28 protein-coding genes, 4 pseudogenes and 1 riboswitch are annotated in these 25711 nt (G+C 38.4%); of the genes and pseudogenes, 9 read left to right on the plus strand and 23 right to left on the minus strand.

Annotated elements, in window-relative coordinates; genetic code table 11:
* Positions 1-3 precede the first annotated feature (3 nt).
* Positions 4-183: a small acid-soluble spore protein H gene (locus tag CEF16_RS13130; protein ID WP_091583740.1), complete on the plus strand. Its 180-nt coding sequence runs from the start codon at positions 4-6 to the stop codon at positions 181-183.
* 668 nt (positions 184-851) lie between these two features.
* Here CEF16_RS13130 and CEF16_RS13135 read toward each other — a convergent pair.
* The 9 genes and pseudogenes from CEF16_RS13135 to CEF16_RS13170 form a co-directional block, all read right to left on the minus strand.
* Positions 852-1142 carry a phospholipase gene (locus CEF16_RS13135; RefSeq protein ID WP_091583737.1) on the minus strand — a complete coding sequence of 97 codons (291 nt, stop codon included), beginning with the start codon at positions 1140-1142 and terminating at the stop codon, positions 852-854.
* Positions 1143-1266: 124 nt separating this feature from the next.
* The gene (locus tag CEF16_RS13140) at positions 1267-2337 is read right to left on the minus strand and encodes a YheC/YheD family endospore coat-associated protein (RefSeq protein WP_091583735.1); all 1071 of its coding nucleotides are present in this window, start codon (positions 2335-2337) and stop codon (positions 1267-1269) included.
* A 6-nt stretch (positions 2338-2343) separates the two neighbouring features.
* The gene (locus tag CEF16_RS13145; RefSeq protein ID WP_091583732.1) at positions 2344-2808 is read right to left on the minus strand and encodes a hypothetical protein; all 465 of its coding nucleotides are present in this window, start codon (positions 2806-2808) and stop codon (positions 2344-2346) included.
* Between the two features lie 293 nt (positions 2809-3101).
* The gene (locus tag CEF16_RS13150) at positions 3102-4391 is read right to left on the minus strand and encodes an ABC transporter permease (protein WP_342750475.1); all 1290 of its coding nucleotides are present in this window, start codon (positions 4389-4391) and stop codon (positions 3102-3104) included.
* A 63-nt stretch (positions 4392-4454) separates the two neighbouring features.
* Positions 4455-4634, minus strand: a complete 180-nt coding sequence (locus tag CEF16_RS25115; protein WP_342750476.1) for a hypothetical protein — start codon at positions 4632-4634, stop codon at positions 4455-4457.
* Positions 4634-5528, minus strand: a pseudogene (locus CEF16_RS13155) (ABC transporter ATP-binding protein). The gene CEF16_RS25115 and the pseudogene CEF16_RS13155 overlap by 1 nt, the downstream one beginning before the upstream one ends.
* The gene (locus CEF16_RS13160; RefSeq protein WP_091583730.1) at positions 5525-6169 is read right to left on the minus strand and encodes a TetR/AcrR family transcriptional regulator; all 645 of its coding nucleotides are present in this window, start codon (positions 6167-6169) and stop codon (positions 5525-5527) included. The pseudogene CEF16_RS13155 and the gene CEF16_RS13160 overlap by 4 nt, the downstream one beginning before the upstream one ends.
* A 322-nt stretch (positions 6170-6491) precedes the next feature.
* Entirely contained in the window at positions 6492-7007 is a 516-nt protein-coding gene (locus tag CEF16_RS13165) for a GNAT family N-acetyltransferase (protein WP_091583727.1), read from the minus strand.
* Positions 7008-7280: 273 nt separating this feature from the next.
* The gene (locus tag CEF16_RS13170) at positions 7281-7661 is read right to left on the minus strand and encodes an SIS domain-containing protein (RefSeq protein ID WP_091583724.1); all 381 of its coding nucleotides are present in this window, start codon (positions 7659-7661) and stop codon (positions 7281-7283) included.
* On the opposite strand from CEF16_RS13170, the pseudogene CEF16_RS13175 reads away from it, so the two are divergent.
* Positions 7619-7797, plus strand: a pseudogene (locus CEF16_RS13175) (family 4 glycosyl hydrolase); the annotation flags it as partial. The gene CEF16_RS13170 and the pseudogene CEF16_RS13175 overlap by 43 nt on opposite strands.
* 205 nt (positions 7798-8002) lie before the next feature.
* Here CEF16_RS13175 and CEF16_RS13185 read toward each other — a convergent pair.
* Positions 8003-8386: a hypothetical protein gene (locus CEF16_RS13185; RefSeq protein ID WP_091583719.1), complete on the minus strand. Its 384-nt coding sequence runs from the start codon at positions 8384-8386 to the stop codon at positions 8003-8005.
* A 772-nt stretch (positions 8387-9158) separates the two neighbouring features.
* On the opposite strand from CEF16_RS13185, the gene CEF16_RS13190 reads away from it, so the two are divergent.
* Both CEF16_RS13190 and CEF16_RS13195 read left to right on the plus strand, forming a co-directional pair.
* Positions 9159-9587, plus strand: a complete 429-nt coding sequence (locus tag CEF16_RS13190) for a cell wall hydrolase (protein WP_091583716.1) — start codon at positions 9159-9161, stop codon at positions 9585-9587.
* A 222-nt stretch (positions 9588-9809) separates the two neighbouring features.
* On the plus strand, positions 9810-10022 hold the full coding sequence (locus CEF16_RS13195) for an alpha/beta-type small acid-soluble spore protein (RefSeq protein WP_281259173.1): 213 nt from the start codon (positions 9810-9812) through the stop codon (positions 10020-10022).
* 435 nt (positions 10023-10457) lie between these two features.
* Here CEF16_RS13195 and CEF16_RS13200 read toward each other — a convergent pair whose 3' ends face one another.
* Positions 10458-10676 (minus strand): IclR family transcriptional regulator domain-containing protein, encoded by a 219-nt coding sequence (locus CEF16_RS13200; RefSeq protein WP_096241752.1) that lies wholly within the window; start codon positions 10674-10676, stop codon positions 10458-10460.
* Positions 10677-10724: 48 nt separating this feature from the next.
* Between CEF16_RS13200 and CEF16_RS13205 the strand changes: the two are divergent.
* A pseudogene (locus CEF16_RS13205) lies at positions 10725-11175 on the plus strand (3-oxoadipyl-CoA thiolase); the annotation flags it as partial.
* A 151-nt stretch (positions 11176-11326) separates the two neighbouring features.
* Here the strand turns inward: CEF16_RS13205 and hutH are convergent.
* The 7 genes from hutH to CEF16_RS13235 all read right to left on the minus strand — a co-directional run bounded on the left by hutH (position 11327) and on the right by CEF16_RS13235 (position 18860).
* Positions 11327-12817 carry a histidine ammonia-lyase gene (gene hutH, locus CEF16_RS13210; protein ID WP_091583706.1) on the minus strand — a complete coding sequence of 497 codons (1491 nt, stop codon included), beginning with the start codon at positions 12815-12817 and terminating at the stop codon, positions 11327-11329.
* A 154-nt stretch (positions 12818-12971) separates the two neighbouring features.
* Positions 12972-13151, minus strand: a complete 180-nt coding sequence (locus CEF16_RS23795) for a hypothetical protein (protein WP_342750501.1) — start codon at positions 13149-13151, stop codon at positions 12972-12974.
* Between the two features lie 223 nt (positions 13152-13374).
* Positions 13375-13671, minus strand: a complete 297-nt coding sequence (locus CEF16_RS13215) for a hypothetical protein (protein ID WP_139185930.1) — start codon at positions 13669-13671, stop codon at positions 13375-13377.
* A gap of 113 nt (positions 13672-13784) precedes the next feature.
* A complete protein-coding gene (locus tag CEF16_RS13220; RefSeq protein ID WP_091583701.1) occupies positions 13785-15200 on the minus strand; it encodes a Na+/H+ antiporter NhaC family protein in 1416 nt (471 codons plus the stop codon).
* A 332-nt stretch (positions 15201-15532) separates the two neighbouring features.
* Positions 15533-16537: a DUF3231 family protein gene (locus tag CEF16_RS13225; RefSeq protein ID WP_091583698.1), complete on the minus strand. Its 1005-nt coding sequence runs from the start codon at positions 16535-16537 to the stop codon at positions 15533-15535.
* 88 nt (positions 16538-16625) lie between these two features.
* On the minus strand, positions 16626-17627 hold the full coding sequence (locus CEF16_RS13230; protein ID WP_091583695.1) for a DUF3231 family protein: 1002 nt from the start codon (positions 17625-17627) through the stop codon (positions 16626-16628).
* 186 nt (positions 17628-17813) lie between these two features.
* On the minus strand, positions 17814-18860 hold the full coding sequence (locus CEF16_RS13235; protein ID WP_245917861.1) for a GerAB/ArcD/ProY family transporter: 1047 nt from the start codon (positions 18858-18860) through the stop codon (positions 17814-17816).
* 515 nt (positions 18861-19375) lie between these two features.
* Here CEF16_RS13235 and CEF16_RS23315 point away from each other — a divergent pair.
* Entirely contained in the window at positions 19376-19678 is a 303-nt protein-coding gene (locus CEF16_RS23315; RefSeq protein ID WP_091583692.1) for a hypothetical protein, read from the plus strand.
* A 313-nt stretch (positions 19679-19991) separates the two neighbouring features.
* Here the strand turns inward: CEF16_RS23315 and CEF16_RS13245 are convergent, their stop codons facing one another.
* Positions 19992-20468: an RDD family protein gene (locus CEF16_RS13245; RefSeq protein ID WP_245917862.1), complete on the minus strand. Its 477-nt coding sequence runs from the start codon at positions 20466-20468 to the stop codon at positions 19992-19994.
* Between the two features lie 242 nt (positions 20469-20710).
* Between CEF16_RS13245 and CEF16_RS25335 the strand changes: the two are divergent.
* Positions 20711-20868, plus strand: a pseudogene (locus CEF16_RS25335) (Ada metal-binding domain-containing protein).
* Between the two features lie 291 nt (positions 20869-21159).
* Here the strand turns inward: CEF16_RS25335 and sdaAA are convergent.
* The 4 genes from sdaAA to CEF16_RS13270 all read right to left on the minus strand — a co-directional run bounded on the left by sdaAA (position 21160) and on the right by CEF16_RS13270 (position 24363).
* Positions 21160-22050 carry an L-serine ammonia-lyase, iron-sulfur-dependent, subunit alpha gene (sdaAA, locus tag CEF16_RS13255; RefSeq protein ID WP_091583687.1) on the minus strand — a complete coding sequence of 297 codons (891 nt, stop codon included), beginning with the start codon at positions 22048-22050 and terminating at the stop codon, positions 21160-21162.
* Positions 22040-22567 (minus strand): serine dehydratase beta chain, encoded by a 528-nt coding sequence (locus CEF16_RS13260; protein ID WP_091583684.1) that lies wholly within the window; start codon positions 22565-22567, stop codon positions 22040-22042. Before CEF16_RS13260 ends, sdaAA begins: the two co-directional genes overlap by 11 nt.
* A gap of 84 nt (positions 22568-22651) precedes the next feature.
* The gene (gene glyA / locus CEF16_RS13265) at positions 22652-23902 is read right to left on the minus strand and encodes a serine hydroxymethyltransferase (RefSeq protein ID WP_091583680.1); all 1251 of its coding nucleotides are present in this window, start codon (positions 23900-23902) and stop codon (positions 22652-22654) included.
* A gap of 149 nt (positions 23903-24051) precedes the next feature.
* A riboswitch (glycine riboswitch) is annotated at positions 24052-24153 on the minus strand.
* A gap of 6 nt (positions 24154-24159) precedes the next feature.
* The gene (locus CEF16_RS13270) at positions 24160-24363 is read right to left on the minus strand and encodes a hypothetical protein (RefSeq protein WP_091583677.1); all 204 of its coding nucleotides are present in this window, start codon (positions 24361-24363) and stop codon (positions 24160-24162) included.
* Between the two features lie 381 nt (positions 24364-24744).
* Between CEF16_RS13270 and CEF16_RS13275 the strand changes: the two genes are divergently transcribed.
* The gene (locus tag CEF16_RS13275; RefSeq protein ID WP_091583675.1) at positions 24745-24939 is read left to right on the plus strand and encodes a hypothetical protein; all 195 of its coding nucleotides are present in this window, start codon (positions 24745-24747) and stop codon (positions 24937-24939) included.
* A gap of 124 nt (positions 24940-25063) precedes the next feature.
* Complete coding sequence (locus tag CEF16_RS13280) at positions 25064-25657, plus strand: DJ-1/PfpI family protein (protein WP_091583672.1); 594 nt, start codon at positions 25064-25066, stop codon at positions 25655-25657.
* Positions 25658-25711: the final 54 nt, after the last annotated feature.

Below are 25711 nucleotides of genomic sequence, written 5' to 3' on the forward strand. Positions count from 1 at the left end.
CAAATGGACGCCCAACGAGCACAAGAGATTTCTTCATCGCCTGATATGGCTAATGTAGTCTTTAACGGAGAAAGTGTCTATATTGAACATGTTGATCAACAAGTTGGAATAGCTACGATCCATCCCATGAATGATCCAAATAAAAAACAAAGCGTTTCCATCACCAGCTTAGAAGAACAATAACTTTAATCCCCCTATGCAAAAAGGCAGCAACGGAAAAGGGATATTGAATTGCTGATAGAAGGTCCTCGCTCTATTAACAAATATTCATTCTGCAAATGAGATAAGGAGCCAACTCCGGCTCCTTCACCCCATTACTTATCCTGCAAAAGAATTGCTTGTTGACTTTATTTCTTGTTAACAGTATAATTAAATTTTTCCTCACTTATCCCTTCTATGGTACACAAAAACCTCACCTCATTCATTTCCAACATGCTGGATAACCCTCATTAATGAATGAATCTTTATTTGAATATAGTTTTAGATCAAATCACACTGGAGCGGTCATCGGAGCCGCAAGGACGAAAGAGCAGGAAGGGCTTTTGTTGTTTTATGTATCACTACTATGTTTGTTTTAAGAAAAGCAAAAGTATCGGTATAGGTAAAGGAATTTCTGCAGTATTCATTCCTAACAGCTGAGCGTTGAAGCTAACAGCAGCGTGCAAAGGTTATACTTGGGAAAAGGTAAAAATAAGAATCCGCTTCCTCCAAAGAAGTGGAATGCTAAAGACCAGCAGATCAACATTTGCTGGTTTTTTACTTTTTAGAAAGAATATATGAAGTACCATCCATCTCTTTGAATGATACTTCTATATATATTCCGACCTGTTTTTCCCGTTTTGCCTTTGGAATTAACACATAAAAAACATTTGCAGTCTCATGTAGTTGTATAGAAAACGAGCATGTCTTCCTTCAGGAGTATGAGGATTTTGAAGATGATATAATCGTTGAAGAAAAAGCTGATCACATTTACATGAAGGTCCGCCAAACACTCTGTAACATTCGTCATGTGCTTTACATGCAGCATCAACGGCATTTACAGGAGCTCCAGGTCCGCTGCACCCCGGTCCGCACCAATTATACCCAGGAAAAATACAAAAACGCGGGAAATTTATTCTATGGTTTCTTTTATCATAAGACATGATAGTCCCTCCCTGTTTATTTAACATTTTTCCTTAGTACACGATATGGCGGAGGGTGGGTTTTTGGTTGTTTAAATCACCTCTATACTAAAAAATTCCCGTGCTCAAAGGTACACCGGAATCTTCATCGCTTTTTTTGTGCAGCTGCAGCCGCTAAAAAATACGCAAACTGGACGGGGCGTTTATAAACAAGGTCGTTGCAAGAGAAAGAGACATTACCTTTGTTATAAAGGTTTTTTTGAAGTTTACCGTTCACTTCTATAATCTTTATCTTTCTGTTTTCATCAATGACCATATCAATGCCGATTTCTCCTAATAACCCAAGGTGTTTTTCCAAAAGCTCCCCTGCTATTAAACTCGTGTTTCTCATTTCCTCGTATAGAGCTGTTCTCTCTTTGTTATTACTAGCTAATGTTTGAAGTATTTCGTCTGCTTCACAAATTCGGTGACTGCAATTTGTTACATAATAATCTTTTTGAGCAATTCTGCTTATTCCATTGGTGACATTCCATTTGCCGTTTTGATTTTTTTGCAGCAACATTCTAACATCTGTAATTCTGCCCGCTGCTCTTGTTGTGTTTATAAGTTCTTGAATGATAAATTTTTTACTTCCAACCAGTTCATCTATTTTTTTATAAAAGGAGGCCGAATCTTGGCAGCTGTATTTTGGCCGTTTTAATGTATCTTGATAGATTTTATATGGTTCATTGGGTGAATTGGTGTCAACTAAATACACACGTCTGCCTAAAAATCCATAACTTGGCTTTAAAATTAAATGTTTGCGGCTCTCCAGCAGCTTTTTAAAACGTTTCCTCTTGTAGAACCAAGTCTTTGGCAGATAGGTGTTCAACTCTGACTTGGATAAAATTTTATAAACAACCCATTTGTTAAAAAAAGTAATCGTATTAAAGCATTTATTTTTTCCGATATATTTCTCTAAACGTTTAATAGTATTTCCCTTTCTTTGATAACAGCGGTTATAAACTGCGCGAGGGAAACGAAAAGTCTTTGTTTCCCACTTACCATTAATGTAACAGCCCCCTTGTATACGTTTGGTTTTCCAATTAATATCTTTTGGAGTAAATGAAAAAAGCTGTACAGGAGTATTTTCTTTATATTGATGATACAATCTTAACGTTCTTTTTCGCTTGCTCCTCTTATTTACCATGATCCCAATCAAAGGTTTACGGCTCATTTATTCTCACTTCATCTTATAAATCGATTTCAATTTCTCAATCAATTCTTTTTTAGAAATTTCTCCATTGTCCTTTTTCCTCAGAGCTTCGATGACTTTTTGATTGTCCTTCTCACTTAACTTTTTCACTGCACAGTTTCCTCCCTTCAGGTTTAATAGGTCACTGCTGGTTTGTTTTACATGCGATCCCATTGAGACCTCTTGGACCGATTGAGATAAGATTACCTTCCCCCTGGGAGATATGACAAAGTTAAAAGTCTTAGTACCTGGTGCAGGAGGTTCTACAATCCATCTGATACTAACCGCCCCATCCCACGTGTTTATTTGTGTGGAGGTAGGGAGTATCAGTCTCTGCTGAGCTAAAGGGGGAGTTCCGGCATCTGAACCTGATAACTGTCCAAATAAAAAGGTGTCCGTTATAGGCTGGGTCAAACTATTAATTTCAGCACTTGCAAACATATCCAGCTTCACGGCTTCTCCTTCTTCTACATCCAGTTCAACTTGTAATCTTCATTAAACAAACCAACGACTCTTTGAAAATCATTACTTTGGTCATAATCCGGTTTTAATAAAGTTTCGTCTCGTTCCCATATAATTTTTCTTATTATCAGTTAATGAAAAAATTTAGAAGCAGACACGGCATCCGTCTTAGACAAGTAAGCTTTGTACGCAGCCCCAATTAAAAAAAGCGACTTCCTTAACGATCAAAAGAAGAGCGCCATTCTATATCTTACAGTTTTTATCCATGACTATCCCGGCGGTTATTAACCGATAAAACCGGCAGCCAATAACACAATCGTTATCATGGTTAATATGGACACCTTCATAAGATCCATATCCTCCACTGGAATCTGCGGAATATGAGCATAAGGAGACAGATTACCTACCCAGTCTTCGAATTGAAACAGCCCTCCTAAATAAACAACAATAAAGGAATAGCCCAAGTATAACCATGTCAGCCCAGAGGCGTTTGGTGCAAAACCGACCAATAAAACAGCGATACCAGTCATTATCCCTATTGCAGGCAGATAAACCATGGCTGCACTGTAAAATGCGCCAAATGACATGCCGTCGTCCATGACTGTAACAGCTGTCAAACCCAGGCTTCCTGCTGCAATGGAAATCATCACAAAACCAACAATAAGAGCGATAAGAAGATAGCTTGCCAACAGCCGTGTACGAGATACGGTTCGAGCTAATACATGCTCTGTGTGCGCCTTTTTCTCCTCACTTTTAAGTTTAAAAATGACCATAAGCGCAGGAATCGTACTAATCATAGATATTACGGACATAAGTTTTGCCGCGAATTGCTCCGTTAAAGATACTCCAGTTACAGAGCCGATCAAATCTTCCATCACATCTATTTCATTAAAAAATGATTCTAAGTCACCAAACACCGATACGTAAGAAGAACCAATCACTAACATTCCAATCGCCCAAGCAATAATACCTGTACGCTGAAGCCTAAATGCAAGACCAAAAGGATTTCGTAAAAAGGAAGTTGTATTCCTTCTGCCTGGCTTTGACGGTAAAAATCCAGATCCTGCTTCTCGAATCGCATTCAAATACAGGACCAAAATAACTAGCATCATAGAAACTGCCGCTGTTAATATTACCGGCTGCCAGTAATTGTTCACATACACTTCCGAAATCATCACCAATGGCACGTATAAGATAGGAAACGCCAAGCACCGTGAAAGATAAGCCAATCGTGCCCCACAAGCTTTCCGAAAGTTGCGCAAATAACGCAGTAACGCCTGTGAAAAAAATCCAACCGCCCCTAATCCAGCACCATATAGCAGCGAGCCATTCAGATCCATACTTTCGATTTCTAATGCATATAAACCAAAACCTACACTTAATGCTAACAAGACATTCGTTCCAAACAGAACGATAATTGCGGCGAGTAAATTAGATAATCGGCCAACAGGCAGAGCACGCACCATTTCGATGTGTCCATCCTCTTCTTCTGCTCGTGTATGACGGGCAAAGAGTAAAATATTCATAATTCCAACTGTTATAGCAGTAAAGAGCAGCATTTGATGGGCCATCATAGCCACCAAAGGTATAATTCTCTAAACCATAACCTGGTCCGACCATGGCCGTCATGGCAGGGTTCAGCATCGTTTCATCAGCGCCTGCCTATCTCGTTCTGCCGGATATAAACTTGTAAAAGATTGCGCAATTAAAAAAGTAAAAACAGATAACGAAAGCAGCCAAACCGTAAAACGAACGCGGTCTTGCCGTAATAAAAACCGGGAGAGTATCCCTGTTTTATTGTATAAATGATTGGACATTAAGACGCACCTCCGTCTCCTGATTCATAATGGCGCATAAATAAATCTTCTAAGGTAGGCGGTGCACTTTCAAGCTTAACGATCGAATATTGATTTATATGTTTTATCACGCCGTCAAGCTCTTCTGAATCTACTTGAAATGAATATTGCTGTTCTGTTTCTTTGACGTCATGAACTCTCTTTAATTCTTGTAAGGATGGAATAGGTTGTTTCGTCTCTACGAGTAAATTCGTTCTTGTTAAATGACGAAGTCCTTCAATGTTCCCGTTTCAATCATCTGTCCCTGCCGAATAATCCCTACTCTGTCACACAACTTTTCAACTTCAGATAAAATGTGGCTCGAAAGAAGAATACTTTTTCCTTCCCTTTTTATACAACCACACTTTCTTGAAACACTCTTTCCATCAGAGGATCTAGCCCGGAAGTCGGTTCATCGAGTATATAAAGATCGGCATCTGAAGAAAATGCTGCTATGAGAGCTACCTTTTGCCGGTTTCCTTTTGAGTACGTCCGGCATTTTTTCGTTGGATCGAAATCAAACTTTTCGATCAGCTCTTCCCTCCGGCTTTTATAATGTGAGCCTCGCAGTTTGACAAAAAGATCAATGACTTCTCCGCCAGTTAAATTAGGCCAAAGGTTCACATCTCCCGGCACGTATGCAATGCGTTTGTGTATTTCGACGGCATTTTTCCAGGCATCCATACCAAAAATTTTTGCTTCACCTTCCGTTGCTTTTAATACACCAAGCAAAATACGTATGGTTGTAGATTTCCCAGCTCCATTCGGACCAATAAAGCCATACACTTCTCCTTTGTTCACTTCAATGTTGACTCCGTTTAAAGCTGTAAATTTCCCAAACGTTTTCATTAAATGCCGAGTGCTTAAAACAGTCATTTTCCATCCTCCTGCTCATAAAAACACGTTTTTAAAACATCTAGATATTCATAAAATTCTTCCCAGTATGTCTCTAAATTGATAGAGGAGAGCTTTTTCCCTTTTAAAGTGTTTTTTAAGTGGTTCTGGTACCCTTCTATGGACCAGCTGATAAGCTGGAATGCTTTATCTGCATCCACCTCTTTTTTAAATAAACTTTTATCAATATTATCGTACAGCTTTGAATTGCCAAGCTCTTGTACTTCTTGAAGGCGCTTTTGCAATTCTGCAGGTATCTCTGTTTCCTCTGTAAGCACGGCTGTCCCTAAAAAATTAAAAATATTCGGGTTCTTTGCCTGCGCTGCAAACTTAGCCTTGGCTGCCTGCTTCATTCGTTCAATAAAATCCGTTTCCTCTGTCACAATGAGATTTAAATACTCATTAATAATGAAAGTGATGCTGTAATCAATTAGGTATTTATAAAGCTCTTTTTTATTATGAAAATAATAAAAAATCATCCCCTTTCCAATTCGAGCATTTTTAACAATTCGATTAGTAGAAGCTTGCTTAAATCCTTTTTCTGCAAATTCTTCAAGGGCAGCATTTAATATCCGCTGTTGTTTATCGTGATCTAAGTTTATAAATGACTGTGTAATCTCCATTCATTCCTTTTGGTTTATTATATTTTTCATTCATCTTAATTAAACCACATTGGTCGATCAAATCATAACCGAATTAGACCAAACTGGTCAACAATTGTTTTTCATCCACATGAGAAAGGATGAACGTCTAGAACGTTCATCCTCGCTGCATATCTAACTTATTCGTAATGTTTCATTTGATTTTTTCAAAGTCTCTTTTCTAAACATAGTTTGGTATATCTTACTAACAAGACGTATGATTTGAGAATAAGTTAAAATGTATCGTCTTTTTCTAATTAAAAAACATTCCATTATTCAAGGTATTACCTAACTTTGTATAATCTCATCCAATCGATTTTACTTTGTTGAGCACCTTCCCCATAATGAGGAATTCATAAGGTACATTTGGATAAAAACCATCACGAATAACTACCCACCCTTGCTTTTTGTAAAAAGAAACCGCATTATGGTTATCTCTACGAACCGTTAATAAAGCTGTTTTTTCCCGTCTATTTTGAAGTAAAATATGAATGAGCTGTTTAGCAATGCCCCTCCTTCTGTATCTAGGATGAACACCCAGCTCCGCAAGTACCAAACAATTTTTCAGCCATCCATCATTGGACAGTAAATGATTTGCCAATAAATGATGGTAATACTGGCCTCTCCGGGATGTGTAGCCATATATATATCCTGCAACTTGATTATTAATAACAGCTAAATATCCTTCAAAATTTGGATACCTGTAATGCTGCTGAAATTGTTTTTTCATAACTTTTGGGTCAGCTTTAAAAATAGCGGCATATAACTCAATCATTTTAATAAAATAATATCCTTCTACGGTAAACGGAATGATTTTCATGCTCTTCACTATCCTTAAAAAATTATTTTTCACAAAGGAAATTATTTCCTTTTTTATAGTGTTAAATAAAGTAAAAACTAATTATTTTATTTATATGACTCCATACAAAAAACGCGACTTATTAAAAAAGCGCGAATTGTAAAAGAAAATGGCCATGTTAGGAATGGATAAATTTTTCTGTACGAACATTCATTGTTCCCTTGTTTTTTCACACATGTTTTTGTAGGCAGAGCTTTATTATTAGATGCCGTTTTGTGCTGCATCTAAACCTCTCTAATTGCTTCTTTCTTCTTTTTCAATAAACTCCACGTATTTTCTGAAAAGTAAATCAATCGCAATGTGAAACGGGATAAAAGAGTTCACTTCTGTACCATCCCTCGTGATCGTTGTGGAACTTGTTGCGTATATGTTGTGAGGTGACATTTGTGCCAACTTGTTGTTCTTCAAATTGGTGATGGATATAAAATCAATGCCTCTTGCGGTTAGCTGCTTGATTTGCGGTATCAACGCAGGGGTCTCACCTGAATAAGAAAGGATGATAATTACGTCATTTTCTTGGATTCCTGGAAGCATCACTTCAAATTCGGTTTGATCGTGAATAACTGTAATAAATGGAACAACAAGTCGCCGTCGAAAAACTCGTTGTCGAAGCATGGAACGAAAAATCTTATCAAAAACTCTGGCAAGCCCTTACCCTGTCGAAAATTGTTCCAAGTGCTAAAGTTGCTAAAGATATCCTTGACGACCTCATCGAAGCCAATAAAAAGAGTACTGGCCGGAACTGTCATAAACGAATTTAACCTCCCCGTCAGCTTTTTTTCGGGGAGGTATTTTTAGAATTCCCATAGCCAGCCTTATTAGTTTTTTTATCAAGCTTTCGAACAGTAAATTCTTCGAAATCATCATCAAGTATTGTAAACTGCGATTGATTAGCAAAAAGGCTTTTCCCAGTTTCTACAATTAATTCATTTGATAAAACATCGCGTTTTAAAAAGTTATTCTGATAAAATTTTAACTTCTTCCGCATATCGTATTGGCGGGGCGGAGAAATGAACAGCTCCTTCTTGTTTTTCAAGTACCATTACGTTATTTCCAACTTCTATTTGTTCAAATGTTTTTTTACTTACATTGAAATAGGTTGGTCCGTTTGAATTCCCCGGGTGTACTAAGATTTGATGAAAAGAACTAAAAGGTCTTTTTTCTTTGACCAATCCTTTAAATTCCTTCCTGTCTCGTTCTGTCGTCTTCTTATTAAATTCTCTTTCTATCGATTGGTGAGCGCCGTAATTCAATGGAGTTACTCCTTCGACTTGACTAGATGCAGAACAACCAGCCGCTAACGATGATATTAAAATCATAACCATTACTATTTTTTTCACATGGCCCCCCTTAAGTAGGTTATTTTCAGGGATAAAATAAAACTTTAGACCTGTTTAAACAAAAAAGCGTCCTTTTATTAGAAACACATAAATCTGTTATTCGTTTAAAATTTCTTCCTCTTTACTTGTACATACGCATTTATACAAACCAATGTTAGTTATGGATTCTAGTTCGAATCACACTTTAAAGCTTCCTCAATCTTGAGTTTGCGTTTCACGCCTAGATTCGAACTATCGAACGAAATGTAATGTAAGGGATTTCTGAAAATGAAATGGTTTATATCTCCTATTCCTTTGTATACCATTTTAATTCTTCTATAACCCTTTTATTTAAAGTATTACTCATTTCAGATTGCGTATCTAGTTCTTCGATGGGGACTTGTCGTTGGTTGTTCTTCATGGTTGATCCCCTGCAGCCAATACAGCAATACCTATAGACTTTTTATCAAATGCCCTCTTTTTAGTCATAGGTATGTCCATATTACTTTACATATTCAAAGAAACAGCCTTTTTCGTCTCTTTTCATTTGAGCAGCACACGAATACTTTTCTGATACGTTTCATTTCTTTTCCTTTAAAATATTTTTCACCTATTTTTCCATTGTTCATAAAGTCAAAGCAGCGCCTAAAACATCCAGCATAAATGTAGGAAGTTCGTAATTGTTGTTTTCTACATCCGAAGACAGTTTTCCACAAAATCTACAATATAGGCATTAATTTAACGTATGGATAATATTTATAAAGGTAGGTCAATAATTAATGGAGGTGAATACATGGCTGTTATAAAGGCTCCAAGTAAAGATATCAACCTTTTAGCAAGGCTGCTTCGAGCAGAAGCCGTGGGAGAAGGAAAATTAGGCATGCTTCATGTTGGAGCTGTTACAGTTAATCGAGTTAGAGTTAGGTGTTCCGATTTTGAAGATTTGCGTACCTTGCCGGAAGTCATTCATCAACCAACGGCTTATGAAGCAGTGCAGCATGGTATGTTTTATCAAAGAGCCAGAGAAAGTGAAAAACGTTTAGCACGCCGATCTGTAAATGGGGAAAGACGCTGGCCTGCTAAGTACAGTTTATGGTACTTTAGGCCGCCAGGTGATTGTCCGCCTACTTGGTACGGTCAATCGCTTGTGGGCCGATATAAACTACACTGTTTTTATGAGCCTGTTGCGGGAGAATGTGACGAAATTTATGGCGTGTTTTAATAAGACATAGGCAAGCTGATTGTATAAAAGGGATGTTAGGGACGTCCCTATTTTCCATTTTTATTTTCTTTTCGTTGGTTTATTCATCTTTCCACATTATCTTTTCTTGCAGAAGACCAAAAAAGCACGAGCAATAAAAGGAAATTTTTGCTTGTGCTTTTTTTGCATGATTTAATTCTTTTAGGAAATATTAACACTAACTACAAGAAAAAGGAGGGTCGCATGATGGTACAACAAAACAGAAGTAACAATTCCAATCAACTTCTCGTTCCAGGAATGCAGCAAGCCCTTGATCAAATGAAAACGGAAATTGCTCAAGAGTTTGGCGTTCAGCTAGGAGCAGATTCCACGTCAAGATCTAATGGTTCTGTTGGAGGCGAGATCACCAAACGCCTTGTCCAAATGGCAGAACAGCAAATGAGCGGTAGACAGTAAGAATAGAAGAGGGGGGATATTCCTCCTCTTCTTTCTCGCTATGTATACTTATTTTCATATGTATACATGTATTCAGCAAATGATAATGCTGGCAGCAGTCTCCGTGTAATCATTGCAAATGATGGCAATAGAACCACTCCCATTATATTTTAACTTCTGCCGGAGTTGAAAATTCCTTTTTACATCCCTCCTGCAAAATATCCGTTTCCTAAAGATTAAAAGAACTTTGATAAGCAGCTAAGTCATTATTCGGCTGGCCATGCTCTTTAATAATGGAAGATATTTTTCTTTCATATGTCTCCCGCTCACTCTGCCTGCATTGGCAGAAGAGTTCACAGCAGTATAGACTTCATGTCGATTATTATAAATCGGCCCACTGCAATAGAACGAACACCTTCTTCTAACTCTTCATCTGCAAACGACCAGCCCTGTTCTTTAATTTACATATAGTGCTTCACGTAATTCCTCCGGCTCCACTTTTGTGTTTGCTGTTAATTTCTCTGCTGATAAATCGTGTAAATATGCCTCTTTTTCTGCTTCTGGTAAATAAGCAAGCAATACTTTCCCCATTGAGGTAGCATAAGCAGGCAGACGCGAACCTACATTCAAGGAAATAGTCATAATACGTTCAGTAGGTACATGGGCAACGTACACGACATCATCGTGATCAAGAACAGATATAGAGGAAGATTCTTGTGTTTAGGAAATGCTTCTGGTGTAAATGACGGGGCTTCTGCCTTATTAATTATGAGTGCTGTCCGTGCCAAAGAACTCGGCTTAAAACCATAGTACAGTTCAAAGCTTCTGCAGCAACCGGCGTAGAGCCATCTGTTATGGGGATCGGTCCGATTGCCTCTACCCAGAAATTAATGAAACGAAATCACTTGAAAAGCATTGACTTTGACCTGATAGAACTAAATGAATCCTTCGCTTCTCAATCTCTCGAATGTCTAAAACAACTCGAATTAAATCGGGAAAAAGTAAACGTCATCGGCGGGCCATTGCCCTTGGGCATCCATTAGGAGCCAGTGGTGCGAGAATATTAACGACCTTAATTCATGAAATGAAAAAGCAAGATGCTGGATTAGGCCTGGCTACAATGTGTATCGGCGTAGGCCAAGGTATATCTGCAGAAGTAGAAAATATGTCATGAAAAGAAACTTGGACGGCTTGATCTGCTCCGAAAGAGGTATAACAGAAATAAACCAAGCAGAAGTGAGAGGGGAGCTGCCAACATAGCAGCTCCTATTTTGGAGATACAAATATTTCAATTGTTTTTACCGGCACGTTGTTATAATTTTTTATTAGAATTCCGCGGTACTTTTTTTCAACCATCGATACATCGCTTCGATGTCTTTATAAAACATTCTATCTGCTGTGATGAACGGTACGACAGCTCTTCCTTTTTCTAAAAATGTTCTCGTCTTAGGAGCCATTTTATCTTTTCCCTGGTATTCAGCTGCTTGCATGCTGCAAATGGCTTCAATAGCTAGCACACGCGTAGCATTTTCAATAATTTTTGCTGCATGTCTTGCCGCAATCGTGCCCATGCTGACATGATCTTCCTGGTTCGCCGAGGATGGAATCGAATCGACACTGGCCGGGTGTGCCAGCGTTTTATTTTCCGACACGAGAGAAGCTGCTGTATACTGCATAATCATCGCTCCAGATTGCAGGCCTGGTTCTGGACTTAAAAATGGGGGTAAATCATTCAATTGCGGGTTAACGAGCCGTTCAATACGGCGTTCTGACATATTAGCGAGTTCTTCTGCAGCAATCCCTAAAAAATCCAGTGCCAATGCGATCGGCTGTCCGTGAAAATTTCCGCCGGAAATCACTTTTCTCCCATTATCAAAAATAAGCGGATTATCTGTGGCGGCATTCATTTCTATTTCTAGCTTATCTTTTACATAATGAAGCGTCTGCCATGTTGCTCCGTGAACTTGTGGAATGCACCGGAGAGAATAAGCATCCTGTACCCGCAGTTCTCCTTGTCTTGTCGTTAAATGACTGCCTTTTAAATAATGACGGATCCGTTTTGCCACCTCTATTTGCTCTGAATAGCCTCGTGCCAAATGAATATCTTCATCAAACGCATCAATGATTCCGCGCAGTCCTTCCATCGTGAGTGCAGCTATGATCTCCGATTGATAGGCCAGCTTTTCTGCTTTCAAATAAGCAATAATACCCATTGCTGTCATCGCCTGGGTTCCGTTTATAAGAGCCAGCCCTTCTTTTGCTGTTAATATAATCGGTAAAATCCCTTCTTTTTTTAAGGCAGTATCAGCTGGGATTGTTTGTTTTTTATAAAACACGTCTCCTTCACCAAGAAGGACTAATGCTAAGTGGGATAGCGGCGCCAAATCACCGCTTGCTCCAAGCGATCCTTGCTGAGGTATCACCGGGTGAATACGTTTATTTAGTAATTCAATCAAACGATTGATTAAAAGAGGACGCACCCCGGAATATCCTTTTAAAAGTGCATTTGTCCTCAATAGCAGCATAGCCCGTGAAACGATTTCAGGAAACGGATCCCCCACCCCGCATGCATGCGAATATATTAAGTTTTTTTGAAGCTTTTTAACATCTTCTTTTTGAATAAGAACATCGCTGAATTTTCCAAAGCCTGTGGTAATGCCGTAAATAACCCTCTCTTTTTCTACGATATCTTCCACGGCTTTACGGCTTCTTTTTACATCATCCATACTTTTGTCGGAAGCAATGACTGTCTCACCTTCAAATAGTACTTTCCTTATCTCTGAAAAACGAAGGGAATCACCTGTTAATACCACCATTTATTCCACTTCCCCACTCTTACCTGTTAAAAAGGACAGCATGGTATGGACCACTTTTCACGGATTGTTCCGCGACATCTTTTCTCAGGCTCCACAAACAGTATCGTGGCTTTTACTTTCGGATGCTGACCTGCTAATTGGACAGCTTTAAATACTACTTCGGTGTACATCCCCCTGGATCTGCTGCATGAGGTGCGGGGTTGTGTACGATATCGAGCACATCCATACCTCCGTAAACGACCAGTTTCTCTGGATTTTCGGTAATGTCTGGATCCAATTTATTGTTTAACATACACTGCTTCTTGTCCCCGTGTATTATTTTACTTGCTTGCAGCTTGGGTCTGTCACTTTATTCACCCTTTCCTATGGTGGTCACTTTACTTATAGGTATGCTTATTGATGACGCAAAAAAACTCCGAAACTTTTATATCCCGGAGTTTTTTGAAAGATTTTTAGAAATATGAAAATTAAATAAGTGCAAAATAGCCTAACGCTTTTAGCGACTCTTTCGTTTGCTTGCTTTCTTCTTTTTCTTTTGTTTATTTTTCATTCCTTTATTAAGACCTAATGCTCCCTTGCAGCCGCTTCCCTACTTGGGTAGCTGCTGATTGAGTGCCCTTTGTTCGATTCTTTTGATTATTAATAGCTATTACAATTTCATTTTGTTTCTTTCGGTTTTTTCTTTTTAGCCCTTGCGCTCCCACACTTTGCTGCTGCTCTGTGTTCGATGAGTTAAGAGCAGCATTATTTCCAGCTGCACTGCTTTTCCCAGCCCCGCTGGCGATCTGCGTTGTATTTGGTGAGTCCGTAAACTGATTGTTAATAACCGCTGTCACTCTAAAATTTTTTGGCATCGGGTAAACTACTTTGCTTTTTATTCTATTTGCTTTGACAATAATCGTGACCTTTTGAAAGGAGGACAACGTGCATAAACCAATCCCCTGTTAATGGTGAAAATTCTGCGATCTTAAAAAAAGAAGGAAGTGCCTGCGTAAAGAACCGTAGCAATGCAAGCTGCTATTAATGCTGGTTTTAATTTGTAATGCGCATAATCGACCACGGTTAAATTTAAAATTCTTGCAATCGTATTAGTATCATCGCTTAACGGGGAAGCAAAGGCTCCAAACGAACCGCTCGCAAATACAGCTCCTATAATCAAAGGCAAAGAGATATCGGCTGCTGTCGACAGCGACACTCCAAGCGGCATTAAAATCCCCCACGTCCCCCAGGCGGAACCAATAAAATAAGAAACCGCTGCACCAAACACAAACATAAGCGGCGTAATAAACATTTCAGGAATCCAGCCGCTATGTTCCGTAACAAAATCAGAAAAGCCGAGCTCTTCGGTGACCGAAGATAATCCCCATACGACTGACAACAGCACAATCACCGACATCAATTCATTTCCGCCGACGACAAAGCTGTTAATAATATCTTTTAATTTAAACTTTTGAAATAAGAAAAAAACGACTGTAAGAAGCGTTGTAATTAAAAGCGCAATCACCATGGCTTCTAACACATCTGCTTCAATAAAAGCTTGCGGGAAAGCATAGCCTTGAACGTTTCCATCCCACCACGTCAAAAATAATGTCAAGCTGATAACAACAGCAACAGGAAGAATCAAGTTCCACGGCTTGGTAGGCAGTTCTCTTGCAACCGCCGGGTGGCAATCATGCCAATCATCCTCATCTTCTTCCTTTTCCTTGTTGTCTTCTATTTGAGTCGGAGCATCAGAGCTGGAGTGATGAAAAAAGCTTAAGTATATCCCCAGTAAAATAATAACGATGGCAAAAAAATTGAAAGGAATGCTCTGCAGAAACAAATCGTACGGATCTCCTGTGCCTGCTTGATTTTTTACAGAAATTTGCACGACCGATACCATATACCCTACAAAAGCGGTAGCCACGGGTATTAACACAATAATGGGAGTAGAAGTGGTCTCAATCACAAATCCAAGTTCTTTCGTGCTCATTTTCACTTTTTTAAGTAGTGCTTTCATAATCGGTGCAATCGTAACGAAGCGGAACGTCGGCGCACTGAATGTTCCAATCGTTGAAATGTAAGTAAGAAACAAGGCCTCTTTTTTTGAAGTTATTTTTTCAGATGCTGTTTCGACAAACCCTTTAATCCCGCCGCAAAATTTAATCATCCCGATCAGACCAGAAAAAGCATATAAAAACACAATAATTTTTATGTTGTTTTCATCAATTAATGCTTCCACCACATATCCAAGCATCGTTTGCATCCCGCCGATGACAGAAGGGGAGACAATGTAAGAACCAACGAGCAAGCCTAATATCAGTCCAGGAAGCACTTGTCTTGTAAAAATTGCGATGGGCATCACTACTAAAAAAGGGATAATTGACATCCAATTAGAATCCATATGCACATTCACCTAACTTTATCGTTTACGACCCTGTTTAGTTTGTGGAGTGCAGGCGAAAAAGTGCACTCTAATAAAGACTTAAAGACTTATGATACTTTGTTTTAAAAGGGCAAATTATGTGATTTTATCGTTTTAGCATGTGACAAGGAACTGCCCCTACATCATCAATAGACTATGTTTTATTAGATATAACGAATGTCCTTATAAGATTTGGCTCCTGGCTTTTAACGTCACCACTGCGTGTTCAATTTCACTCAATATTGTTATTCGTGTTAACCGTTGACGAGCTAGGTGAAGCGTTCCTGCATTTTTCATAAATTCTTTTTCTATTATTTTTTTGCCAACTCATTTCGATCTGGAGCTTGTGGTGGATTTTCCATCCATCCGTTCTCAATCATAATATTTGCTCCATCCTCGGCATACTTGCCAAGTTCCATTGTTAAACGAGAATAATGCACTTGAATGTCACGCCTCATCGTTGTTGCCATACTTGTTCCGTAGTAGCCCATACCAATAGCAATAAGTGCAGTTGTGTGAAACATCATCAGTTTATCTGAAAACGGAGCCGTTGTAGATGTTGTCACCTCCGAATCCCATGAAACGGGGACTGGTATATCACCTTCACGTAATATCGAACCGAATATTTCAGTATGTTTTGCTGCAATTTCCTTCCCTCTTACCATGTACTGGGAAACATTTTTTGACGTTGCAACTTGACTGAATCCCATAACCATCGCTGTCCCTAAAGAGTTCCTCTGGATATTATCATGAAGATTCGAGATTTCTAAAGAAACCAAAGGCCTGCGTTTACCAAACCATCCCGAAAGAAACCTTTGCTTTGTCACAAAATCAACTTTGTCAGGATACGGCATGTAAGGCGGACGTACATAGAGTCCTTTAGCTAGTAATATGTCATTCGCCATTCCATGGAGATTACCGTATTCATTCAAACATTCCATAAAATATTGGTGGAGATCTGGACGCGCTGATAAAGCAGTTGATACGCTATGCGCATTCAACCCTAGTTTCCCGATCTGCTGCAAATAAAACAGCACGAACGCATCTGAATATAAGCGCGGGGCATTTACATTGACATCATTCTCCGTAAAACCTACAGGAATAGGAAAGTTTTCGTCGCTAAAAATAGAAGTTAACGTTTTTACATGGGATTGTGATATTTCCAAAGCATATTTTAATACGGTACGGATATCGTTATCTTCCACGTGTTCCAGAAAATAGCGAAGGACACAAACAGCCAAGGTATCGTTCTGGTAAGACCCCCAGAGCTGGGAAATTTCTGCTGATGTTAATGATGCGTCGTGATTGGTTTGCATTTATGTCAACCTCCATCAAAGTTTAACTGCACTATTTAATAACACCTATAAGTATTATCTGGTCATCTATTTGTCCCCCCACTATTTATTAAGTATTCGCTAACCCATCGCGGTCACTAGCACGGGGAGGCTCTTCCATCCAGCCGTTTTCAATAAGAATATTCGCACCATCCTCTGAATATTTGAGTATTTCTTGTAAGAGACGATCATAGTGTACCGTTAAATCACGTCTTAGACATGTAGAAATGCTTGTTCCGTAATATCCAACTCCTAATGCAATTAAAGAAGTAACGATAAACATCATCAGCCTGTCGGAAAATGGAGGGATTCTAGACTCCGTTACATACGTATCAGAAGGCATCGAAACAGGAAGATCATCTTCACGCAATAAAGAGCTGAATATTTCATTATGCTTGGATGCAAGCCGTTTACCTCGTACAAAGTATTGGGCAATATTATTTGAATTTGCTACTTGACTGAAACCAACTAAGGTCGCTATTCCTAACGCATTTCGTTGAAAATTAGCGTAAATATTTGTCATCTCCAATGATAGTAATGGCCTTCTTTCACCTAACCAACCCGTAAGAAAGTTTTGCTTTTTGACAAAATCCACTTTTTCAGGATACGGAATATACGGTGATCGAATATAAAGCCCTTTCGATAACAATGTGTTTTTTACCATGGTATCTAGTTGAATCGCTTCCGTTAGACATTGTGAATAAAACTCATCAATATCCGATCGAACGGCTAAAGATTTTGATACACTATATCCATTTAAGGAAATTTGCGCCATCTGGTTCATGAACTGCAGCATAAAATGGTCAGAAAACAATCGCGGAACTTTTAATTGTAAATCTTCATTTACCGAAAATCCTTTTGGGAGCGGGTAGTTTTCTTCGGTAAAAATGGCTGTTATTTTTTCGATATGTGTTTTCGACAAATGTAAAGCGTGCTCTAAAATGGGACGAATCTCGTTGTCTTCAACAGTTGCCAAAAAATGTTCTAACAGACATATGGAACCGCTGTCATTTTGATAAGAAGTCCAAAGCTGTGAAAGTTCCGCAGCTGTTAGTTTTATGTTCTGTTCCATCACATTGCCTCCTATAAGACATTATTTATACTTGTCCTCTATTCTTTGACATTATGTATAAACTATTCTGTTTCTATATGCTTTTTATTATTTTTATTGGTTTGATAATGAGAAACTGATCTTTCTTCATCCAACAATATTGACTAATGAAAAGAAATCACAACAACAGTAGCATTTTTAACAGTTTCAATGACGTTTTTTTAAAACAGCAAGAAGCAGCAGCAAAACAGGAATAATGATTTGAAGAGGTAAATGCAATAGCAGCGGTATTAACCGCATCCCTTCATAGTTATGTTCCGAGATACTGCTTGCAACAATCATGGAAAAAAACAAGACGACAATTCCAAGCGGATAGACAAGCTTCACCTTCTCTTTCACGTTAAACAAGATAGATGTTCCGATCACGCCTGCATAAAAAAAGATACTTACTTTAATAAAACCACCGATAATAAGCGCAATCATAAAAAAGACATCTAACCGTTCCAGAAATTCGGCCACCTGAATCGATTGGATTGTGGAAAGGAGAGGAAACTGCGAGCGTGTATAAATATCAACACCAAGAACCGTGATATTAACTGCCATAACAATCGCAAGATTAATGCCGACAATACCAATGGCCGACATTCCAGCAATTTTCACTTTTTTCGGTCTGTTGACATATGGCAGTATCATAGTAAAAACGATAATCTCTCCAAAAGAAACGTACCATGTTTGCGTAAAGAAGGTGTTAAGCACACGACCTATACCTTCTTCGAGAACCGGTTTCAAATTGTTTAAATCCATGACACCGGAAATCACAAGTAATAAGAATCCAACAACCGCAAATATATATATTAATACAAAAAGGAATTCTCCCATTCTCGCTAATACTTCAATGCCTTTACAGACTGCATATACGATGACAAGAAGCAGCAGGACATTGGTAATAAACAGCGGAGTCTCCTGATAGGAGAACGTTACGAGCATTTCACCAAAATCCCGCAATATTCTTGCAGCAAGATATAAAAAATACACGATATAAACACAAGCAAGAATCTTGCCGAAACATTTCCCGATTATTTTTTGTATATACTCTGTTGGCATCATATCCGGATAACATCTATAAAGACGGTAATGGATAAAAAACATGAACAAGCCGCCTGCCATTCCTAAAAGAACGGCAATCCAGGCATCTTGCTTTGCATCAATACCAAGAGGGATCAAGATAGCACTACCATGTCCGAACAAAAACATCAGAACAAAGAGCTAGCTTGCATTGATCTTTGCTTTCTCCACTCATTGGTCACATCCTTTTATTCTTACAATGATTTGATTATTATTCATGGGCGCCGTAAGAAAGTATTAATCGTAATATGCACGTCGCATTTGAGAAATAAACTCGGTTCTAATCAATACTAGTGATCCTAAAAACATGGAAGCCAAAAGTTTAGAATATCCCCACACGGATTTTTATTCATTTATAAAAATCTTCCTTGCGAAAATTTACAAATTTAATGATATTAAAAGCAAATTAACAATCGTCCCTAACAATTTCAATTTAAACCAATAATTACCATAATGTCATGTGATAATATAAAACAGCTTCAAAAACAGACGCAAGACATAGACGAATCTCCCCCCCTCTGGTAGGTTAGCTTTAGCTGATTAGAAAAATTTGGCTTTCTGCTAAGTCCAAATGGGAGAAGTCTTAGTCTTTTCTCATGTAAAATCAGCGCCCAAAATCTAACCTGAAATGAGGGATTTACAAGATGAACAAAAAAATGCTTTACACTGCTGCTTCAGCTTTAATGGCCATGGGAGTACTTACAGCTTGCGGCGGAGAAGCGGAAGAAGAGGAACCGGCCGTGGAAGAGGAACCAGCAGAAGACGCAGGAACCGATTTGAATGAAGATACAGAACAGAACACAGAAGAGGAAGGAACAGAAGAAGAAGGAACAGAAGAAGAAGGAGCAGAAGAGGAAGGAGCAGAAGAGGAAGAAATGGAAGAAGGTGATTTAGAACTAGATGACGCAGAAGATGACAGCGAGGAAGAGACAGAAGAAGGTGCATAATTAGGAAAACTTGGCTTACCGCCTAGTCCAAATGCCGGAAGTCGTAGTTTTGCTTATACTTTAATCCTTTAACAAAGTTAAACATTCTTAAAGTATAAAAAGGAACAGTATGTATTTTAAATAAATCATTCATTTTTCATAACGTTGTCCACTGCATCCCCGTTCTCATAAGGACAATTCCAGGCCCCTTTATCCGGTACAAAAAGGATTGCCTCTTTCTAAGGATAAGCAATCCTTTCCTAGCCGGATATTTTCATAAAACAATCCCATTTATGAAGGAGAAACATTTATAACGCGAGTTTTCGTTATCAGATCATAGTGATTGTTTCTTTCTCGTAACCACCGCACTCCATATATACACGAATATAAGTATATAAACCATTCCTCCCATAACATAAAAAGTGAACGATATTTCTCCATCTCCAGCACTGATTATCCGATACACGAAAAAGTGTGACAGTTCCCATGGCAGAAACTTTAATAACGTTCGAAAAAAACCGAGTCGTAAAGAAAGACCTTCCCCGTTTTTATCGACGACGCGAAGCCCCATTTTCCGTTTACCCAACGATTGACCACCAATTTTGGAATCACTAATAATAAAGTAGAGAGATACCGGCAAAGTCACCATGAAGAAACCTGCAAACTGCGCTGTAATAAGCGATCCACTGAACCACATTTGCATGGACGGAAAGAAAAACACATTTATCACAAGAAGCAGACCTAGGTAAGCAAAAATAAAGACATAGTCAATCATAAACGCTTTAAAACGATGCATCAGAGAAGCATTCATTCTTGTCACCTTTTTTATAGAGATAAATGTTGCAGACATAGAGTACGAATGATTTGTATTCTCTTATTCGAACTCAAGTACTACAAGGCAAGAAAGTAAATTGAAAAGTACCCATGATGTGAAATAAAAGCTTTATAACAATATCGCTTCACGGAGGCTGATTATCATGGAATACACATACACTTCCCCCTTGTCTTCTGATCCAAAATGGGAGGCTGTCATAACTGGTAATAAGCTTTGAAATGTTTTATTATGCTATAAGGACGACAGGTATATGCAGACCATCCTGCTCTTCTAAAACCCCCAAAAGGATCAATGTATTATTTTTCAGGAGCGTACAAGAAGCGGAAACAGAAGGTTTCGGCCTTGCAAGCGATGCAGGCCGGAACTAACACTCTAATGAAGAAATGGTAAAACAAGCAAATTCTTTTTAAAAAAACTCGGCTTGCCGCCAAGGTGGAAGACGTAGTTTTACTTTGATACTTTAGCAAATGTAAACTCCCTCATTGAAGTAAGGTTATCTTTATTTTTTTCTTGATTACTCATTATTTCAATGTAGGAATGTGAAGGCCCTCTCGTATTTTTGGACAGTTTTACCTATTCGTGTTTTCTTGATTTCTTGTTTCAATGTTTTCAATTTTTTAAAGGCTGGAGTAGTAAAAGTTATAACCATATAGAGAGCACTTTTCCTTTACTCGAAACCACCTTTTTTCTTAAACATTCTTTCTTTTACTTGTTGGCCGGTTTCCGTTGCAGCCAGCCCGCCAAGTGCAGTTTCTTTTAGAGTTCGAGGCATTTCGCTGCCAATATCATACATGGCTTTAATCACTTCATCACATGGAATTCTGCTTTTTACCCCTGCCAGAGATAAATCAGCAGCTGAAAATGCTATGGCAGTGCCCATAACATTCCGTTTAATACAAGGTACTTCGACAAGCCCTGCTACTGGATCGCATACCAATCCCAATAATGACTTAAGAGCAATAGCTGCAGCATGAACCGCTTGTTCAGGTGACCCGCCTTTAAGTTCTACGATGGCCCCTGCAGCCATGGCCGTAGCAGAACCTACTTCTGCCTGGCACCCTCCTGCTGCCCCTGAAATAAATGATCGATTAGCAATGACATATCCAAGGGCGCTTGCGGTAAATAATCCTTCTACTAATTTTTCAAAAGGAGTATTATCGTTTTTGTGTAAAGAAAAGAGAACACCTGGCAATACGCCCGCAGCTCCAGCAGTAGGCGTTGCTACTATAATCCCCATTTTGGCATTACTTTCAGAAGTTGCTATAGAGAAACTCATCGCATCACCAATGTAATTGCCCGAGAGAATAGATTCTTTTTTTACATACTCATTAACACGTAGTGCATCTCCGCCAGAAATTCCGCTAGGTGAAGATGATGGATCCTGAATACCGAGGTCAATGGTATCTTTCATTTGTTGTAAACGAGCTGTCATTTTATCAATTAATGCTTCATGGGTTTTTCCAGAATTTTCAACTTCCATATCCAACATAACTTCACTGATTGTTTTTCCCTCTTCTTCACATTGTTGAATCAGCTCCTTCATTGATTCAATCTTCATAAGATCCTCCCAATGAAGTTTGTCTTTTTAAACTGCACATGTAAGGTTGTGCAAGCTTCGAAATATTTTCATTTGTACTTATTGGTATATCTACTGTTTTTCCATTTAATAAAAAGATTTTTGACAGGCCGCCGCCTAAAGAGGCTCCCCCTGCAACCATTGTATATCCTTGTCTTCCAGCTTCTACTTTTACCGTATTCGGATGAGAAAAATAAGGACAGTAATCCTGTAGATGGATGTCAAAGATAAACCCTCGCTTATTAGCAATTTCCACTGCGGATTTAATATTTGAATCGTTTGTACGCATTCCTAACATTCCACCTACTAAAGCTTTATCTGTACCATGGCCCAAATGAGTTTCAGAGAACGATTCATAAAGTGTGATGGAAGCATATTCAGGAGGGCCGCCTAAAAGTTCATAAATAAAATTTCCAATAGAAACAACACCTGCTGTATGAGAGCTTGAGGGACCGACCATGATAGGGCCGATAATGTCAAAACAACTTTTAAATTCCATGGTGTTACCTCCTCCGCCTAATTAATGCAATAATCTTTAGTGACTTCATCCTGTATAGGGAGCAGGAGTATATCTGCGACATTCTTATACTTTTATCGAAGGTTGGAATACTGGATAACGTTGGCATATCGACTTTGTTGTCTCTTTAGCCTTATTAAGAGCTGATGCACTCCCTTTGTTTTTTAAGATGGAAGCTATAACTTTTGCTATATCCTTCATTTCGTCATTTTTCATCCCCCTGGTTGTTAAGGCAGCTGTTCCCATTCGAATGCCGCTAGTAACAAAAGGGCTTTGCGAATCAAATGGAATGGTGTTTTTATTAACCGTTATTCCAGCTTGCTCCAAATATTGTTCTGCTTCTTTTCCTGTTAGTCCCCACGATTCGACATTTAAAAGGACAAGGTGGTTATCCGTTCCATTTGATACTAAGGAAGCTCCATGTTGTTTAAGTGCCTCTCCCAAGGTATATGCATTGCTCATTACTTGTTTTGCATAGATAGTAAAATCTGGGGCTAATGCTTCAAGAAAACTTACTGCCTTAGCAGCAATAACGTGCATTAAAGGGCCGCCTTGGATTCCTGGAAAAACAGCTTTATTGACTTTTTTTATCATTTCTTCATCGTTCGACAAAATAAATCCCCCACGCGGACCTCGTAATGTTTTGTGCGTAGTACTGGTTACCACATCTGCATATGGAAGCGGCGAAGGATGGACACCTCCAGCTATCAGGCCGGCAATGTGTGCCATATCGACCATTAAAATCGCTCCCACTTTGTCTGCGATCGCTCTAAAGTTGGCGAAATTGATTATTCTAGGGTAAGCGCTTGTTCCAGCGATGATTAATTTGGGCTTTTCTTTCATTGCTATGGCTTCCAATTCTTCATAATCAATCGTTTGATTATCTTCTCGTACTCCATATGACACAACATCAAACCATTTTCCTGATATACTAACTGGACTCCCATGTGTTAAATGACCTCCGTGAGACAGATCCATACCCATTACTTTATCCCCAGGTTTAAGTAAAGCGTAAAATACTGCTAAATTTGCTTGTGCACCTGAATGCGATTGAACATTAGCGTACTTCGTACCAAACAACGATTTTAAACGTTCCATAGCAAGATCCTCGACTATATCCACATATTTACATCCTCCATAATAACGCTTGCCAGGATAGCCTTCTGCATATTTATTTGTCAGTTCACTTCCCATTACTTCTAACACATCTGGACTCACAAAATTTTCTGATGCAATCAATTCCAACGTATTATGCTGGCGTGACTTTTCTTGTTCGATCGCTTCATAAATCTTCGGATCATTCACTTTTACACTCATATAAAGAGTCCTCCTTCGAAATAATTTTGGACATAAAAAAGGACAGAGAAAGGTGGTATGTTCACCCTTCTCTGTCCTTTTACCTGAGAGTTTAGCCTTTAGTAAGGCAGCCCCTTTGGTGGCATTAATTAATGCGCTCTCCAGAGATGCGTCTCATTGTGGTACATATACCTGAGAGATTGGTTCCAAGGGTTTGTTTTTGGAACTTGCTCCTTCGGTGGCTAAGCTTTGCGCTCTCCCACAATGATCATTCGCCTTTATTTGAATTTATAATAATCTAAAAATTCACCATTGTCAATATTTAAAATTGCAAAAACTTTTTGAGTATTAGAAATCACATTGCTGATATGAGCTCTTTTAAAGGGATATAATATAACGTTTTCAAATATAGAATGATCAGCAGCTTGGCTTATTTCGCAGCCTGCATTGGTTACAGTTGTGCTTTGTTGTACTTTCGTCAAAGAAGACTCTAACGGGTTCACTTCAGACGTGCAAACAAGTCATTCACAGACCAAATCGCATGAGATTTCACAACGAAATTCTCATGCGTTTTTTTATTGTTATATAAAGGATTCCTATATCTCGTTCATACATTCACACCTTGAATCACACCCAAATTCGCAAGGGGGAGAAAAAATTATTTCCTGACTGTGATTTTTTTTGCGATTTTGTGTGTGATTGGTCGTGCTTAATGAAGGGGTTTGGATATAAATGATAAAATGAATAGTAGAAGGACATAAGAACTGATAAGAGATTATTCTTCAACTAACGGAGCAGTAATGTTTAATAAGGGTTTTGGGTTTTTATGGTAAAATTTTAAAAGTTGAATAGGGGTAATTTCAATGAATAAAAAACAACTTTATCCTTATTTGATAATGAATATCAGTGTAAATTTTATTCTTATACTTAATTTGTTTAGACCTATGGATATTTGGTGGTATTTAGCTCTTATAGCCTTACTATTAAATCTTCCAGGAACGTTTGTAATTCTAAGAAGATATAAAAAAGCATCAAAGGAATCGAATTTTCCAAAGTAAATAAAAAAATTGTCATTGTTAAACTATTGGGTGGCGAATGCTGAAAAAGAGTATTCGTTTTTATGCTATTTGGCAGGATTGTTCAATAAAGGTAATCCATTTATAACTCAGGGGAGGGATTGGAATGTCTCAACGTACTGTTGGTATTTTAATATTTAATGAAGTGGAAGTATTAGATTTTGCTGGACCATTTGAGGTTTTTTCTTTGGCAACTTTACCTGATTCGGATATTAAGCCGTTTATAGTTGAAACAATCTCAGAAGATGGAGAAATGATTTCAGCCAGAAATGGTCTAAAGGTTACTCCAGACTATAGTTTTAATAACCATCCTAAATTAGATATTATTATTATTCCAGGGGGATATGGTGCTGAAGAAATTGAAATCAATAACCCTAAAGTAATTCAATGGATAGAGAAACAACAATCAAAGACAGAATTTATGACTTCTGTTTGTACAGGTGCATTTCTCCTTGCTAAATCAGGGCTTTTAAATGGAAAAAGGGCTACCACACATTGGATGGACATTGATAGATTAGAAAATGATTTTCCTTTAGTATCAGTGCTTCGTGATGTTAAATTTATTGATGAAGGGTCAATTATTACATCTGGTGGTATTTCAGCAGGTATTAACATGTCCTTCCATCTAATTTCTCGGATTTATGGAAAATCAGTTTCTAAAGAAATAGCAAAGAGAATGGAATATGATATCAAGTTATAAGTAATACTCTTCAACTAATGGGTGCGTTTGTTGAAGAATAAAAAAGAGTTTGGA

This window comes from Alteribacillus bidgolensis, from assembly GCF_002886255.1.
Taxonomy (GTDB): Bacteria; Bacillota; Bacilli; order Bacillales; family Marinococcaceae; genus Alteribacillus; species Alteribacillus bidgolensis.